Here is a 13,697-nt window from a genome sequence, read left to right on the forward strand (position 1 = left end):
TACTCCTCCTCGTCCCGGGCGGGCGCACGATGCGGCCGCCGTATTTATTGCCAGTGATCTCTTCAATCGTCAGCGCCCGACCGCATAGCCCTGCATGCCGCGCGGATTGGCGCCGGCGCGCAGCACCAGCCGGCCGCCGGCATCGAACTCGCGGGAGCAGGCCGACATGCGGCCCTCGGACCAGGGCTCGCCCACGCGCACTTCGTGGCCGCGTTCGCGCAGCGCCGCCAGGGTGCTTTCAGGAAAGCGCGATTCGACGCTGATGCGGTTGAGCACGGTCTGGCGCGGCCAGAACGATGCCGGGAAGTGGTCGATATGCCAGGCCGGCGCATCGATCGCCTCCTGCAGGTTCATGCCATGCACGGCATGGCGCAGGAAGAACGCCAGCGACCACTGGTCCTGCTGGTCGCCGCCTGGCGTGCCGAACACCATGTAGGGCTCGCCGTCGCGCAGCGCCAGCGACGGCGACAGCGTGGTGCACGGCCGCTTGCCGGGCGCGAGAGTGTTGGGCAGGCCGGGCTCCAGCCAGGTCATCTGCAGGCGGGTATTGAGGGCAAAGCCCAGCGACGGGATGGTCGGGCTCGACGACAGCCAGCCGCCCGACGGCGTCGCCGCGACCATATTGCCGTGGCGGTCGATCACGTCGATATGGCAGGTATCGCCGACAAAGATCTCCTGCTCGGCCCATTCGGCCACCGGCGGCAGTTCGGCAAAGGTCGGCTCGCCCACGCCGAAGCGCACGTCGGCGCGCTGCAGCGTGCGCTCGGCCGCAGCCAGGTCGGGCAGGCGCGGCGCGATGCCGTTCACCGTGCCCGGGTCGAGCGACAACGCGGCACGCGCGCCGATGCGCTGCACACGCGTCGCCAGGTAGCCATCGTCCAGCAGCGCCGCCAGCGGGCTCTGCGCAAAATGCGGATCGCCATACCAGGCCAGCCGGTCGGCCATGGCGAGCTTGGTGGCCTCGGCAATGCGGTGCACGAACTCCGGCGAGTCCGGCGCGTGCTGCTCCAGCCCGGCGTGGCGCAGCATGCCCAGCTGCTGCAGGAACACCGGGCCCTGGCTCCAGATGCCGCACTTGGCCACGGTGTAGCGGCCGAATTCCAGCGTGACGGGAGCCTCGATTTCCGGCGCCCAGTTGGCCATGTCGTCATAGCGCAGCAGGCCGGTGTGCTTGTCGCCGGTGGTGTCGCGCACCGGTGTATTGCGACAGTACGCGTCGATCTCCTGCGCGACGAAACCGCGGTACCAGCAGTCCATCGCCGCATCGATCTGGCCGGTGCGGGTATCGCTGTGGCGCTGGGCCTCTTCGACGATGCGGGTGTAGGTGGCCGCCAGCGCCGGCAGCGTATGCAGGCTGCCGGGGCGCGGCACCTTGCCGTCCGGCAGCCACGTCTGTGCCGAGCTGTGCCACTCGTCGCGGAACAGCGACTGCACCGCCAGGATCGCGCGGGAGATGCGCGGCACCAGCGGGAAGCCGTCGCGCGCATAGCCGATGGCGGGCGCCAGCACGTCGGCCAGCGACCAGGTGCCATGCTCGCGCAGCATCGTCAGCCACGCACCAAAGGCGCCGGGCACGGCGGCCGGTATCAGGCCGATGCCGGGCACCAGGTCCAGGCCCATGGCGCGCAGCGCATCCGGATCGGCCAGCGCCGGGGCCGGGCCCTGGCCGCAGACCGTGCGCATGGCGCGTTCGCGCTCGCTCCAGTAGACGATCGGCACTTCGCCGCCGGGGCCGTTCAGGTGCGGCTCGACCACCTGCAGCACAAAGCCGGCGGCGACCGCGGCGTCGAAGGCATTGCCGCCGCGCTCCAGTACGCCCATGGCGGTCTGCGCGGCCAGCCAGTGCGTGGAGGCGGCGACGCCAAAGGTGCCAACGATCTCGGGACGGGTGGTGAACATGGCTTGCAGCTCCTGTGTTGCAGGCAGTATAGGACTGGCAAATAACCAGCAGTGCCTCTTTGGTTATTGTGGTATTACCATCCGGTAATACGCCTTGCCCCTCCATTGCAGGAAGCGCCGTGTCCATCGCCCCCGACAAGCTGGTCCACAACCTCGTGTCCCGCCTGCGCCTCAGGCACCTGCCGTTGCTGCTGGCGCTGGAGCGCCAGCGTTCGGTGTCGCGGGTGGCGGCCGAGCTCAACCTGTCGCAGCCGGCCGTCACCAAGACCCTGCGCGAGATCGAAGACATCTTCATGGTGCCGCTGTTCACCCGCACCCGGCGCGGACTGGAGCCCACGCCCACCGGCCGTGCGGTGCTGGCGCATGCAAGGCTGACGCTGGCCGATGCCGATGCGCTGGGGCGCGAACTGGCGGCGATCGAGTCCGGGCTGTCAGGCCGGCTGCGCATCGGCGTGATTCCGTACATCAGCCGCAGCGTGCTCGACGCCGCCTGCACCTTCGGCCTGAGGCAGACACCGCGGGTCTCGGTGCTGGTACGCGAAGGCACCACCGACGAACTGGTCAGCGCACTGCGCGAGCACGAACTGGACTGCGTGGTGGCGCGCACTTTCTATGCGCCGGGCGCGGACATCGCGCAGCAGCCGCTGTACCGCGAAGAACCGGCGCTGGTTGTGCCCACCGCGGCCGCCGCCCGGCTGGCGCGCGGCCCGCTCGACTGGCGCCAGCTGGCCGAGCGCGACTGGATCCTGCCACCGCCCAACACGCCGATCCGGCGCACCATCAACACCATCTTCGCGGTGGCCGGGGTGGCGCAGCCCACGCCGATCGTCGAAACCTATTCGATCAAGACCATGGCCACGCTGATGCGCAAGCATCCGGCGGCGGCGACCATCGTGCCGAAGGCAGTCGCCAGTGAACTGGTCGACTCCAAGGGGGCGACGGCGTTGCCGCATGCGCTTAGCTGGGATCTGCCACCGGTGGGGGTGATGTGGCGGCGGCAGGCGGTGGAGGATGATGTGGTGGCGGCGCTGGTGGCTTGCCTGGGGGCGTTGCGGTGGGAGGGGGAGTGAGCCGGATGGCCCGTCCCACGCATCGCACGCCTCCCCATCCGCGAGCCGGCTCCGACACATTCCGGCTGTCCCAGGGCCGCCTAGGGTTTCTCCCGAAATCCTTTCCTATCCACTTGTTTTGATTGCGGTTTAGGTCCGCGCCAGCGTCCCGCTGGCCGCCGAGGTCCCCTTTCTTCCCTTGACCAAACGTTTGCAGTGTCGATAATGCAAGGACTTTGCAAACGTTTGCAGTGAGGCGAGAAACATGGAAACTTCCTTTGAGACGCAACAAGCGTCGGCAGGCCTGTGCCCCGTACTGATCGAGGACGAGCATTCGGTAACCCGCATCGTCGAAGCCGCCATGGCCAATACGGCCGACCCGCGCCTGCGCTTCGTCATGGGCTCGCTGGTTCGGCACCTGCACGGGTTCCTGCGCGAAGCGCGGCTGACCGACGCGGAATTTGAGTTCGCGCTGGAATTCCTGGCCCGCCTTGGCCATGCCACCCATGCCAGCCACAACGAGGTCGTGCTGGCGGCCGACGTGCTGGGCCTGTCGACGCTGGTGACCGTCATGAACAACAGCACCAGGGACGGCCGCACGCCCGGTGCGTTGCTCGGCCCGTTCTATCGCGCCAACGCGCCGCGCTATGCCTGCGGTGACTGCGTGGTGCAGGACGACGCGCCGGGCTTGCCGCTGCTGGTCAGCGGTACCGTGCGCGCCACCGACGGCTCGCCGCTCGCCGGCGCGCTGGTCGAGATCTGGCAGGCATCGCCGGTAGGCCTGTACGACAACCAGGACCCGAACCAGCCCGACCGCAATCTGCGCGGCTGCTTCCAAACCGATGAGAGCGGCAACTACCACTTCCGCACGGTGCGCCCCGCCGGCTATCCGGTGCCGACCGACGGGCCGGTGGGCACGTTGCTGGCCGCGCAGCAGCGCCATCCGTACCGGCCGGCGCATATCCACTTCATCGTCGCGGCGCCGGAGTACCGCACGCTCGTGACCCAGGTGTTTGCCGACGAGCCGGACAAGCTCGAATCCGACGTCACGTTCGGCGTACATCGGCAGCTGGTGGGCACCCTGCGGCTGCACGACCACGGCCGCAGCGACTGGGGCGACGTGCCGGCGCCGTTCTACACACTGCAGTTCGATTTCACGCTGGAGCCGGGCCAGCAGACCTTCCCGAAGCCGCCGATCGACTGACGGCTTCCTCGACTTCCACCCATGCATTCCGACATCGAAAACCATGAGCGCATCCTCTCTTTCCGGCAAGGTTGCCGTGATCCTCGGCGGCACCGGCGGCATCGGCTTCGCCGCCGGTGAAACGCTGGCCCGCCTCGGCGCAAGCATCGTCCTGACCGGTCGCGACGCCGACAAGGCGGCCAGCGCCGCGGCCGCGCTGCCGGCCGGCAACCATCTCGCCGCCGTGGCGGAGATCTCCGACAGCACCTCGCTGCGCGCGCTGGCCGATGACGTCAGCCACCACTACGGCCGCGTCGATATCCTGGTGAACACCGCGGGCTTTACGCGGGCGATCCCGCATGCCGACCTCGACGCGCTGGACGATGCGCTGATCGACGAACTGTTTGCCGTCAACTGGCGCGGACAGTTCGCGGCGATCCGTGCCTTTGCGCCGCATCTGCGCGCCAATGGCGACGGGCTGGTGGTCAATGTCGGCTCCATCGCGGGCCGTACCGGGCAGGGCAGCAATGTCGCGTACTGCGCGGCCAAGGCCGGGCTCGATGTCATGGCGATGTCGCTCGGGCGCGCGCTGGCGCCGCAGATCCGCGTGCTGAACGTGTCGCCGGGCGTGGTCGATACCGCCTTCGTGCCGGGGCGCGACAGCAGCTTCAACGAGCGCGCCGCGAAATCGACGCCGCTCAAGCGCATCGGCACTGCGCAAGATGTGGCCGATGCCATCGCCGCCTGCGCCACCTCGCTGCGCTTTGCCACCGGCACCACCATCGTCGTCGACGGTGGCCGCCAGCTCGGATAAGCCACGCCTTTCCTTTTCCATCACCACCCATCGCTCATGCACGCACGCAAGACCATCATCACCTGCGCGGTGACCGGCAATATCACCACGCCGGAGCAGCATCCCGGCCTGCCCGTCACGCCGGCGCAAATCGCCGACGCCGCGCTGGAAGCCGCTGAAGCCGGCGCGGCCGCCGCCCACATCCACGTGCGCGATCCGGAAACGGGCCGCCCGTCGATGTCGCTCGAGTACTACGCCGATGTCATCGACCGCATCCGCCAACGCAATCGCGCGCTGATCATCAACCTCACTACCGGCCCCGGCGGCCGCTTCGTGCCGAGCGAGGACGAGCCGCGCGTGGCGGCGCCGGGGACGACGCTGCTGCATCCGGCCAAGCGGGTTGAACACATCAGCGCGCTGCGGCCGGACGTGTGTTCGCTCGACCTGAACACCATGAACTCCGGCGGCGACGTCGTGATCAATACGCCCGCCAACGTGCGCAAGATGGCCGCGGCGATCCGTGGCGCGGGCGTCATGCCGGAGCTGGAGATCTTCGATTCCGGCGACCTCAACATGGCGCTCGACTTTATCCGCGAGGGCGTGCTGGACGGCCCCGGCCTGTGGACCTTCGTGCTGGGCGTCAAGTACGGCTTTGCGCCCACGCCGGAAACCATCTTCTACGCCCGCAACATGCTGCCCGCCGGTGCGCACTGGTCGGCCTTCGGCATCGGCCGCGCGGAGTTCCCGATCGTCGCGCAGGCGTGGCTGGCCGGCGGACATGTGCGCGTCGGGCTGGAAGACAACATCTACCTGGAGAAGGGCGTGCTGGCGCCGGGCAACGCCGCGCTGGTCGCCAAGGCGCGCGACATCGTCAGGTCGCTTGGCGGCGAGATTGCCTCATCGGCCGATGCCCGCCGCACGCTCGGCCTGCGCGAGGCCTGAACACTTAACAGCATTGCAGATTTCCAATAGAAACCACCATGAACACCATCCGAGTCAACCAGAAAGCCCCCGACATCGATGCCCTGCAGCTTGAACTGCTCGGCGTGCCGCGCCCTGAAGCGGCACCGGATCAATGCATCATCGAAGTCGCCAGCGCCGGGGTCAACCCGAGCGACGTCAAGGCGACCCTTGGCCTGATGCCGCACGCCATCTGGCCGCGCACGCCGGGCCGCGACTATGCCGGCCTGGTGGTCGACGGCCCTGCCGGCCTGCTGGGCCTGCAGGTGTGGGGCAGCGGCGGCGAGCTTGGCATCCGCCGCGACGGCACGCATGGCAAGTACCTGCGCATCGAGGCAGCCTCCGTGCGCGCCAAGCCGGCGTCGCTGTCGCTGCTAGAAGCCGGCGCCGTAGGCGTGCCATTTATCACCGCCTATGAAGGCCTGCGCCGAGCGGGCATGCCGCAAGCCGGCAGCACCGTGCTGGTGTGCGGCGGCAACGGCAAGGTCGGCCAGGCCACCATCCAGATCGCCACGGCGCTGGGCGCCCGCGTCTTCGCGGTGGAGCGCACCGCGGAACCCTATCGCGGCCATGCCAACGGCGAGGTGCGCATGATCGATGCTAGCCGCGAAGCCATCGCCGCCGTGGTGCGCGAGGAGACCGACGGACACGGCGCGGACATCGTCTACAACACCGTTGGCAGCCCATACTTCGAACAGGCCAACCAGGCGATGGCGATCGGCGCGACGCAGATCTTTATCTCGACCATCGAGAAGCCGGTGCCGTTCGATATCTTTGCGTTCTACCGCGGCCAGCACACCTATGTGGGGGTCGACACGCTCGCGCTGGACAGCGGTGCCTGCGCACGCATCCTCGACCAGCTGGCGCCGATGTTCGCCGCCGGCAAGCTGCGGCCGTTCCCGGTGCTGGCCGACTACACCTACTCGCTCGACCAGGCCAAGGACGCTTATCGCGCCGTGCTGCAGGGCGCCACCGAGCGCGTGGTGCTCAAGCCATGAATACGACCCGGTTTGCACAGGCGCCGGCCTACTATCCGGCCAACCACGAAGGCATGCATTGCCTGCGGCTGCAGGGGCATGAAGCCGGGCCGTCCGATGCATTGTGGCTGGGCGTGTCGGTACTGCTGCCGGGCGGCCATACCTCGATGGATGCCTCGCCCGTGGAAAAGCACTACGTCGTGCTCGAAGGCGAGGTCTGCATCCGCACGCCGGAAGACACCGTGACGCTGGGCCAGTTCGATTCGGTGCGGCTCGCGCCGGGCGAGGCGCGGCAGGTGTCGAACCCGGGCAACCGGCCGGCGATGCTGTTGCTGGCGATGCCGTATCCCAAGGGCTGATTTTTTGGGGCCGATGATGCAAACGATTGCAGTCTGGACGATAGCGACCGGCGGCCCATGCACAACAAGACCAACACAGGAAACAGGGGAGACAAATGACATCCGTTCCGAAGCGCACCAGCGTCCTGCTGCTGGCCACGGCCGCGGCCGGCTGGGTCGACGAGGCCGGCGCGCAATCTTCCGTGACGTTGTACGGGCGCCTCAATACCGCGCTGGAGTATTCGTACGCCAACACGGCCACCGACGGTACGAAGCTGGGCGGCACCGGCCGGTTGACCAACAACCGCTCCGTCTTCGGCATGCGCGGCGAGGAAGGACTGGGCGGCAGCCTGAAGGCGGTCTGGCAGATCGAAAGCAACGTTTCGCTCGACACCGGCCAGGGCCAGGTCGCGGGCCGCAACTCGCGCATCGGGCTGCAAGGGGATGCAGGCACGCTGTTTATGGGCCACTGGCAAACGCCCTATACCGAGGCGACCGCGGGCTATGACCCGTACTATCCGACCACCGCCGGCTATATGGCCCTGATCGGCAACGGCTCCACGTCCAGCTCGGACAATGTCCAGGACACCAGTTCGTTCGACCGCCGGCAGAAGAACCTCGTCGTCTACAAGACGCCGTCGCTGGGCGGATTCAGCGGTGCGGCCGCGTGGGGCGTGAACGAGGAGAAGACCACCGTGCCGCGCAACCCTGGCCTGTATTCGTTCTCCGCGGCTTACGACAACGGCCCGCTCAATATCGCGCTGGCCTATGAGATCCACCAGCACTACCAGGCCGCCGGCCGCAACGACGATGCGATGAAGGCGGGCGTGTCCTACAAGTTTCCGAGCACTACTGTCGCACTGCTCTACGAACGGCTCCACTACCGCACCGCGACGGGCGACCTGACGCGCAATGGCTACTACGCCTCGCTGGTGCAGAAGCTCGGCCCGGGCAGCGTGCGCATCGGGTTCGCGCTGGCGGGCAACGGCGCTGGCAATGCGACGGAAACCGTCGGCTTCTTCCGCAGCGGCGCCGAGACGGGCGCCACGCAGGTCACGGTTGGCTACGACTATCCGTTGTCGAAGCGGACCGCGCTGTTTGCGTACTACAGCCGCATCAACAACAAGCGCAACGCGATCTATGACTTTGCCATCAACGAGCTTGGCGTGAGCGCGGGGTCCGACCCGCAGACCATTGCGCTCGGCATGCGGCACTTCTTCTGAGGCGTGGCGGCGCGCCCGGCAGGGGCGTGCCGCCTTGATCGGCGATGCGCTTGCGCTCGTCCAGGCAGTGAGGAGACATAACATGATTCGATCCATCCAAGGCGCCGTGCTGGCGCTGACCTCGTCGTTCATGCTGGCGGCCGCCCCCGCCGCCAGCGCGCAACCGCAGTACCCCAGCAAGCCGATCCGGCTGGTGGTGCCGTTCTCGGCAGGCAGCGCCACCGACATCCTGGCGCGCATCATCGGCAGCAAGATGGGCGAGGGCGGCACCTACCAGGTGATCGTCGACAACCGGCCCGGCGCCGGCGGCACGGTCGGTGCCACCGGCGTGGCCAAGGCAGCGCCGGACGGCTACACGCTGATCCTGGTGTCGGTCGGGCATGCGATCAATGCCACGCTGTATCCAAAGCTCGCTTATGACACGGTGAAGGATTTCACCCCGGTTTCGATGGTGGCAACCGTGCCCAATGTGCTGGTGGTCAACGCCGCCAGCAAGTACAAGTCCGTGCGGGACGTTGTGGCGGCCGCCAAGGCAACGCCCGGCGCGCTGAACTTCGACTCCGCGGGTTCCGGCAGTTCCACCCACCTCAGCGGCGAGATGTTCAAGATACAGGCGGGCATCGACATCACCCATATCCCATACAAGGGCACCGGCGAAGCGCTGACGGACGTCATGGCCGGCCGTGGCGACATGATGTTCGCGCCCACCGTATCGGCCATGCCATTTGTGAAGCAGGGCAAGCTGCGCGCGCTGGCGGTGACCACGGCCAGGCGTGCCAGCGCGCTGCCGGATATCCCCACCGTCGCGGAGTCCGGTTTCCCCGGCTATGCGTTCGATTCCTGGTTCGGCGTACTGGCACCCGCCGGCACACCGAAGGACATCGTCGATGCCCTCAATGCCGAGATCGGCAAGGCACTGGCGGCGCCCGACGTGCGCGAACGCCTGGCCGCGCAGGGCGCCGAGGCGAAGCGCTCGTCACCGCAGGAATTCGCCGCCTATATCCAGGCGGAGATCGGCAAGCTTGCGCCGGTGGTGCGGCAATCCGGGGTGCAGGCTGGCCAGTAGCGGTAACCGGCGGCGGTGGTGCAAAACGCAGGCAAGTGTGGGGCTGGCTTAAAATGGCGTATTCCAATCCCTCCTGGGCTGCCGCCCCGCCACCTGCCGCCATGCCCGAGCGCAAGCGCCTCACCCTCAAAGACCTGGCTGCCGAAATCGACGTGCATTACTCAACCGTCTCGCGAGTGATGAACCCGGCCACGCGGCACCTGGTGGCTGAAGAGGTGGCGGCACGCATCCTGGAAGTCGCCGAAGCCCGCGGCTTCCGCCCCAATCGCATCGCGGCGGGGCTGCGCACCCAGCGCTCCGGACTGGTGGGCGTGGTACTGCCCGACATCGCCAACCCCGTGTTCCCGCCGATCCTGGCCGGGATCGAATCCGTGCTGGCGCAGCAAGGCTACGTGCCGATCGTGGTCAACGCCGGCACCGACAAGACCCGCCAGCGCTTCGTGATCGACCAGATGCTGGGGCGGCAGGTCGAAGGGCTGGTGCTGGCCACCGCGGAACGGGAGGATCCGATCCTCGACTACTGCCTGAAACAACATATCCCGGTGGTCATGGTCAACCGGGGCGAAGGCACCGGCGGGGTCTCGTGCGTGGTGAGCGACAACCTGCTGGCCATGCGGCAGACGGTCGACCACCTGGTGGCGCTGGGCCATCGCCATATCGGGCATATTGCCGGGCCGGCGTCGCTGTCCACCGGCTATCTGCGCCGCGAGGGGTTTATCCAGGCGGTCAGGCGGCACCGGCTGCGCCGCGGTGAATGGCAGGTGGTGGAAGCGGCCAGCTATTCGCGCGAAGCCGGGCGGCTCGCCTGTGAGCAACTCTTTGAGGCATTCCCCGGGATGACCGCCATCGCTGCCGGCAATGACCTGGTGGCGATGGGCTGCTACGACTTCCTGCGGGAACGTGGCTTGCGTTGTCCCGATGACGTTTCGATCGTGGGGCATAACGACATGCCGTTCGTCGACGCGCTGACGCCGCCGCTGACGACGGTGCGGATTGCCGTACACGAGATGGGTGAGGAAGCGGCCAGGCTACTGCTGCGCAAGATCGAGAAGCCGGCGTCGGATGCGGTGACCGTGCAATTGACGCCGGAGCTGATCGTGCGCGGGTCTACGGCGAAGCCAGGTTCAGGCGTCGCCTGAGCCAGTAGCGCAGAAGAAGTCAGTCAACCTGTTGCCGTCGACCTCGACGAGTTGATCGAGGCGCAAAGTCTCGCCCGAGCTGAGCGAGAGATACTCCGCGCCATCGCGACTGTACACGTCATGGATGATCGCCGTGCGTTGCTGCAGTGCGCCATCGTCGTCATGGAAGCTGATGGACGCCGGCCTGCGTACGCTCGCGAGTGCCTCAAGCACATCGTGGAACTCGCAGCTGACCGGGTTGTAGTGGGTGGCATTGCTGGTCATGATCTTGGCTCCAGCCGGTTGCTCTGCGACTCGCCATCGAACGAGTCGCGATAGTTAGGTTGGTGGCTCGCGCGAAGCCTTCGTGCGCCGGGACAACGCCTCATTCCGCGGCCTTCACCCAGTCGACGAGGTTGTCGCGTAGCGTCGCGACTGCCTTCTGGATGCCCGCGAACTCGTCGGGTGTCAGCCCGGTTGCTTCGGCGAGGCCGGTTTCCAGGCGCTTTTCGCGCAGCCGCCGGCCGCTCTTGGTCAGGGTGACCCGTACCTGGCGCTCGTCCTCGGGATCGCGTTGTCTCTCGACATAGCCCATCGCCTCCAGCTTCTTCAGGATCGGGGTGAGGGTGTTCGATTCGAGAAACAGCTTCTCGCCCAGGCTGCCGACCGTCTGATGGTCTTGCTCCCATAGCGCAACGATGGTGATGTATTGCGTATAGGTCAGCCCAAGCTGCTCGAGAATCGGCTTGTAGGCCTTGCCGAAAGCCAGGTTCGCGGAATAGACGGCGAAACACAGGAAGTCGGAGAGCGTCGGGTTCGCGGCGGCTGCCTTGTCGGTCGATTTCATGGCTTCCTCTCTGGGCAAAGGCTGATGGGTTCGCAAGAGCCCATTATAGATCGGATGCGATCTAATCGGAAGTGTACTAAATTCCGGCTATACGCCAAGCGCCGGCCGGGCCACCGTCCATTCAGGGACGGTGGCATATGGGCCCGGTAGCGCCGCCATTGCCGGGCCCTCAGCCGTGAGCGCCATCGTAGTACGGGCTGCGGGGATCGTGGACAGAGCGCGCACCGTCGGTGTAAGTGTCATACACGCCGCCTACCGAACGCGCGCCGTCAACGTACGGGTTCCGCGTGCTGGTGACCGAACGGGCGCCGTCCGTGAAGGGGTCACGCGCGCCCGCTTGGGAGAATCCGGCGGCCTGCGCACTGGCAGCGGCGGCAAGCAGTGCGACGGTGAAGACAAAACGCTTGGCGATGTTGGCGGTCATGATGGTTTCCTTCAGGTTTGTGTTTGGCTTATTGATCGTATGGGATTATATCGCATACGATCAATTTGCTGCGGCAAAGACGCTACTCGATGTTCAGGACCAGGCAGTACGTCACGCGGTGACAACGTTCAGGGCCACTTCGATATTGCCTCGCGTCGCCTTCGAGTACGGGCAGATTTGATCGGCGGCGTGCGCGATGGCCGTCGCCACGTCGTGCGCCAGGCCCGGCAAGCGGACATTGAAGCGCGCCTGCAGGAAGTACTCCTTTCCGGTCTGGCCCAGGTCGACCTCGATTTCGACGGACAGGTCAGGCGGAAGCGTCACCTTCTTCTCCTTGGCCACGAGCCCGACCGCGGCGATGTAACAGGCCGACCATGCCCCGGCGAACAGTTGCTCCGCAGTCGGGTGCGACTGGATGCCGTCGAATACGTGGGCCGGCTTCGCGCTGCCCGGCGACGAGAGTTTGATGTCGATGCTGTCGCGGCCAGCGTTGCTAAGCGTGGTGTGGGTCTTGCCGGTCAGGAGGACTTTGTCGATCTTGCTCATGGATGATCCTTTAAGGTTGCGTTCAGTGGGTTTGTTTGTATCGCGTGAGATTTAATCGCATGCGATGAAATGAATGATGGTGGATGAGCGGGTCAATGTCAAGGAGAAAAACGCAGGCAAGTTGTAACAGGCTCAATGCCTCATCCGAGTCGGCTGGAGGTGGCGGCGGAAGCATCCCGTCCGGCGGAAGTAGAATTCCCGGATGTTCCCCACCCAGATCGAACCGCGTCACCTGACCGTGATCCGTTGCCGATCCCAGCGCCATGCGAATCCCACCGATGAAGGCAATCGTCGCCTTCGAAAGCGTTGCCAGGACAAAAAGCGTCAGCCGGGCGTCGGAGGAGCTGGGCCTGACGGCGTCCGCCGTCAGCCATCAGATCAGCAATCTCGAGGATGCGATTGGGCAGGCGCTGTTCTTCCGGCAGGGGCGCGGCCTGGTCCTGACGCCGGTGGGCGAGCAATATCTGCGCGACATCACCGGGGCGCTGGCGGAACTGAGCCGCGCAACCGAGCGCGCTTCCAGCCAGTCCGACGTCCAGATCCTGCGCGTTCATTCGAGCCCGAGCTTCGGCCTGATGTGGCTGCTGCCGCGGCTGGAATCGTTCCAGGCAGACAACGGCGACATCCAGCTGAACCTGTCCTGCTCGTACGAGGACGTCTCCTTCACGAGCGGGTACTACGACGTCGATATCCGCCACGGCTATGCCCACTGGCGCGACCTGCAGGTCAGGACGCTGCGCAAGGAGACGATTACCCCGCTGGCCTCGCCGGCCTATCTCGCCAGGCATGCGATCCAGTCGCCGGCCGACCTGCTGGCGCAGCGCCTGATCTATTCGGAGACGCCGCTGGTGCAATGGCAGCAGTGGTTCGCCCGCTTCGGCGTTCCCACCGACCGCAAGACGTTCGATTTCACCTTCGATCGCTCCTACATGTCGCTGGAGACGGCCGTGCTGGGACTCGGCGTAGCCCTCGAAAGCACGCTGCTGGCGTCGGTGCTGATCCGCAAGGGCGCGCTCGTGCCGATGTTCGATGCATCCCATGCGGTCGAGGTCGGCAGCCACCATCTCGTCTATCCCGCTCAGAATGCCGACCTTCCGCGCGTCGAGCGGTTCCTGGCCTGGGTAGAGCGGCAGTTGCCCGGCTGAATCCGGCCACAACGCGAGACTTCCGGCGCAGAAGTGCCGTGTGGGGCGCCCCTGGGGGGCGCCGTGACGTATGCTCCCCTGAAAATTCCTCAGCAATACCTGAGCCAGACCGCGTTGATCGCAAAGCCT

Annotated in this window: 15 protein-coding genes; 10 read left to right on the plus strand and 5 right to left on the minus strand. The window is 66.6% G+C overall.

The features are described from left to right. Positions 1-69 precede the first annotated feature (69 nt). Positions 70-1,899, minus strand: a complete 1,830-nt coding sequence (locus tag K307_RS07835) for a gamma-glutamyltransferase family protein (RefSeq protein WP_042877463.1) — start codon at positions 1,897-1,899, stop codon at positions 70-72. 119 nt (positions 1,900-2,018) lie between these two features. On the opposite strand from K307_RS07835, the gene K307_RS07840 reads away from it, so the two are divergent. From K307_RS07840 to K307_RS07880, 9 genes are all read left to right on the plus strand, one after another. After that, on the plus strand, positions 2,019-2,969 hold the full coding sequence (locus K307_RS07840) for a LysR family transcriptional regulator (protein ID WP_042877464.1): 951 nt from the start codon (positions 2,019-2,021) through the stop codon (positions 2,967-2,969). A 244-nt stretch (positions 2,970-3,213) separates the two neighbouring features. Next, positions 3,214-4,152: a dioxygenase gene (locus K307_RS07845; protein WP_042877465.1), complete on the plus strand. Its 939-nt coding sequence runs from the start codon at positions 3,214-3,216 to the stop codon at positions 4,150-4,152. Between the two features lie 43 nt (positions 4,153-4,195). Continuing rightward, positions 4,196-4,945 (plus strand): SDR family NAD(P)-dependent oxidoreductase, encoded by a 750-nt coding sequence (locus K307_RS07850; protein ID WP_042877466.1) that lies wholly within the window; start codon positions 4,196-4,198, stop codon positions 4,943-4,945. 36 nt (positions 4,946-4,981) lie between these two features. Then, positions 4,982-5,866: a 3-keto-5-aminohexanoate cleavage protein gene (locus K307_RS07855; RefSeq protein ID WP_042877467.1), complete on the plus strand. Its 885-nt coding sequence runs from the start codon at positions 4,982-4,984 to the stop codon at positions 5,864-5,866. A gap of 38 nt (positions 5,867-5,904) precedes the next feature. After that, positions 5,905-6,882: a quinone oxidoreductase family protein gene (locus K307_RS07860; protein ID WP_042877468.1), complete on the plus strand. Its 978-nt coding sequence runs from the start codon at positions 5,905-5,907 to the stop codon at positions 6,880-6,882. Beyond that, positions 6,879-7,220 (plus strand): cupin domain-containing protein, encoded by a 342-nt coding sequence (locus K307_RS07865; protein WP_042877469.1) that lies wholly within the window; start codon positions 6,879-6,881, stop codon positions 7,218-7,220. The genes K307_RS07860 and K307_RS07865 overlap by 4 nt, the downstream gene beginning before the upstream one ends. Positions 7,221-7,315: 95 nt before the next feature. Then, a complete protein-coding gene (locus K307_RS07870; protein WP_042877470.1) occupies positions 7,316-8,422 on the plus strand; it encodes a porin in 1,107 nt (368 codons plus the stop codon). Between the two features lie 82 nt (positions 8,423-8,504). Then, positions 8,505-9,488 carry a tripartite tricarboxylate transporter substrate binding protein gene (locus K307_RS07875; RefSeq protein ID WP_042877471.1) on the plus strand — a complete coding sequence of 328 codons (984 nt, stop codon included), beginning with the start codon at positions 8,505-8,507 and terminating at the stop codon, positions 9,486-9,488. A gap of 101 nt (positions 9,489-9,589) precedes the next feature. After that, positions 9,590-10,627 carry a LacI family DNA-binding transcriptional regulator gene (locus tag K307_RS07880; protein WP_230625585.1) on the plus strand — a complete coding sequence of 346 codons (1,038 nt, stop codon included), beginning with the start codon at positions 9,590-9,592 and terminating at the stop codon, positions 10,625-10,627. On the opposite strand, the gene K307_RS07885 is transcribed toward K307_RS07880, so the two are convergent. The 4 genes from K307_RS07885 to K307_RS07900 all read right to left on the minus strand — a co-directional run bounded on the left by K307_RS07885 (position 10,613) and on the right by K307_RS07900 (position 12,423). Next, on the minus strand, positions 10,613-10,891 hold the full coding sequence (locus K307_RS07885) for a hypothetical protein (protein WP_042877473.1): 279 nt from the start codon (positions 10,889-10,891) through the stop codon (positions 10,613-10,615). The genes K307_RS07880 and K307_RS07885 overlap by 15 nt on opposite strands. A gap of 100 nt (positions 10,892-10,991) precedes the next feature. Beyond that, the gene (locus K307_RS07890; protein ID WP_042877474.1) at positions 10,992-11,453 is read right to left on the minus strand and encodes a MarR family winged helix-turn-helix transcriptional regulator; all 462 of its coding nucleotides are present in this window, start codon (positions 11,451-11,453) and stop codon (positions 10,992-10,994) included. Between the two features lie 169 nt (positions 11,454-11,622). Continuing rightward, positions 11,623-11,877, minus strand: a complete 255-nt coding sequence (locus K307_RS07895; RefSeq protein ID WP_042877475.1) for a hypothetical protein — start codon at positions 11,875-11,877, stop codon at positions 11,623-11,625. Positions 11,878-11,988: 111 nt separating this feature from the next. Then, positions 11,989-12,423, minus strand: coding sequence for an Ohr family peroxiredoxin (locus tag K307_RS07900; RefSeq protein WP_042877476.1), 435 nt, complete (start codon positions 12,421-12,423; stop codon positions 11,989-11,991). A 263-nt stretch (positions 12,424-12,686) separates the two neighbouring features. On the opposite strand from K307_RS07900, the gene K307_RS07905 reads away from it, so the two are divergent. After that, complete coding sequence (locus tag K307_RS07905) at positions 12,687-13,568, plus strand: LysR substrate-binding domain-containing protein (protein ID WP_042877477.1); 882 nt, start codon at positions 12,687-12,689, stop codon at positions 13,566-13,568. Positions 13,569-13,697: the final 129 nt, after the last annotated feature.

This window comes from Cupriavidus necator A5-1, from assembly GCF_000744095.1.
Lineage (GTDB): Bacteria > Pseudomonadota > Gammaproteobacteria > Burkholderiales > Burkholderiaceae > Cupriavidus > Cupriavidus necator_A.

Excerpts from the sequence above, each read along its gene's own strand:
- K307_RS07835 (WP_042877463.1), bottom strand. The coding sequence starts at position 1,899 with ATGTTCACCACCCGTCCCGAGATCGTTGGCACCTTTGGCGTCGCCGCC.
- K307_RS07845 (WP_042877465.1), top strand. The coding sequence starts at position 3,214 with ATGGAAACTTCCTTTGAGACGCAACAAGCGTCGGCAGGCCTGTGCCCC.
- K307_RS07850 (WP_042877466.1), top strand. The coding sequence starts at position 4,196 with ATGAGCGCATCCTCTCTTTCCGGCAAGGTTGCCGTGATCCTCGGCGGC.
- K307_RS07855 (WP_042877467.1), top strand. The coding sequence starts at position 4,982 with ATGCACGCACGCAAGACCATCATCACCTGCGCGGTGACCGGCAATATC.
- K307_RS07860 (WP_042877468.1), top strand. The coding sequence starts at position 5,905 with ATGAACACCATCCGAGTCAACCAGAAAGCCCCCGACATCGATGCCCTG.
- K307_RS07865 (WP_042877469.1), top strand. The coding sequence starts at position 6,879 with ATGAATACGACCCGGTTTGCACAGGCGCCGGCCTACTATCCGGCCAAC.
- K307_RS07870 (WP_042877470.1), top strand. The coding sequence starts at position 7,316 with ATGACATCCGTTCCGAAGCGCACCAGCGTCCTGCTGCTGGCCACGGCC.
- K307_RS07875 (WP_042877471.1), top strand. The coding sequence starts at position 8,505 with ATGATTCGATCCATCCAAGGCGCCGTGCTGGCGCTGACCTCGTCGTTC.
- K307_RS07880 (WP_230625585.1), top strand. The coding sequence starts at position 9,590 with ATGCCCGAGCGCAAGCGCCTCACCCTCAAAGACCTGGCTGCCGAAATC.
- K307_RS07885 (WP_042877473.1), bottom strand. The coding sequence starts at position 10,891 with ATGACCAGCAATGCCACCCACTACAACCCGGTCAGCTGCGAGTTCCAC.
- K307_RS07890 (WP_042877474.1), bottom strand. The coding sequence starts at position 11,453 with ATGAAATCGACCGACAAGGCAGCCGCCGCGAACCCGACGCTCTCCGAC.
- K307_RS07895 (WP_042877475.1), bottom strand. The coding sequence starts at position 11,877 with ATGACCGCCAACATCGCCAAGCGTTTTGTCTTCACCGTCGCACTGCTT.
- K307_RS07900 (WP_042877476.1), bottom strand. The coding sequence starts at position 12,423 with ATGAGCAAGATCGACAAAGTCCTCCTGACCGGCAAGACCCACACCACG.
- K307_RS07905 (WP_042877477.1), top strand. The coding sequence starts at position 12,687 with ATGCGAATCCCACCGATGAAGGCAATCGTCGCCTTCGAAAGCGTTGCC.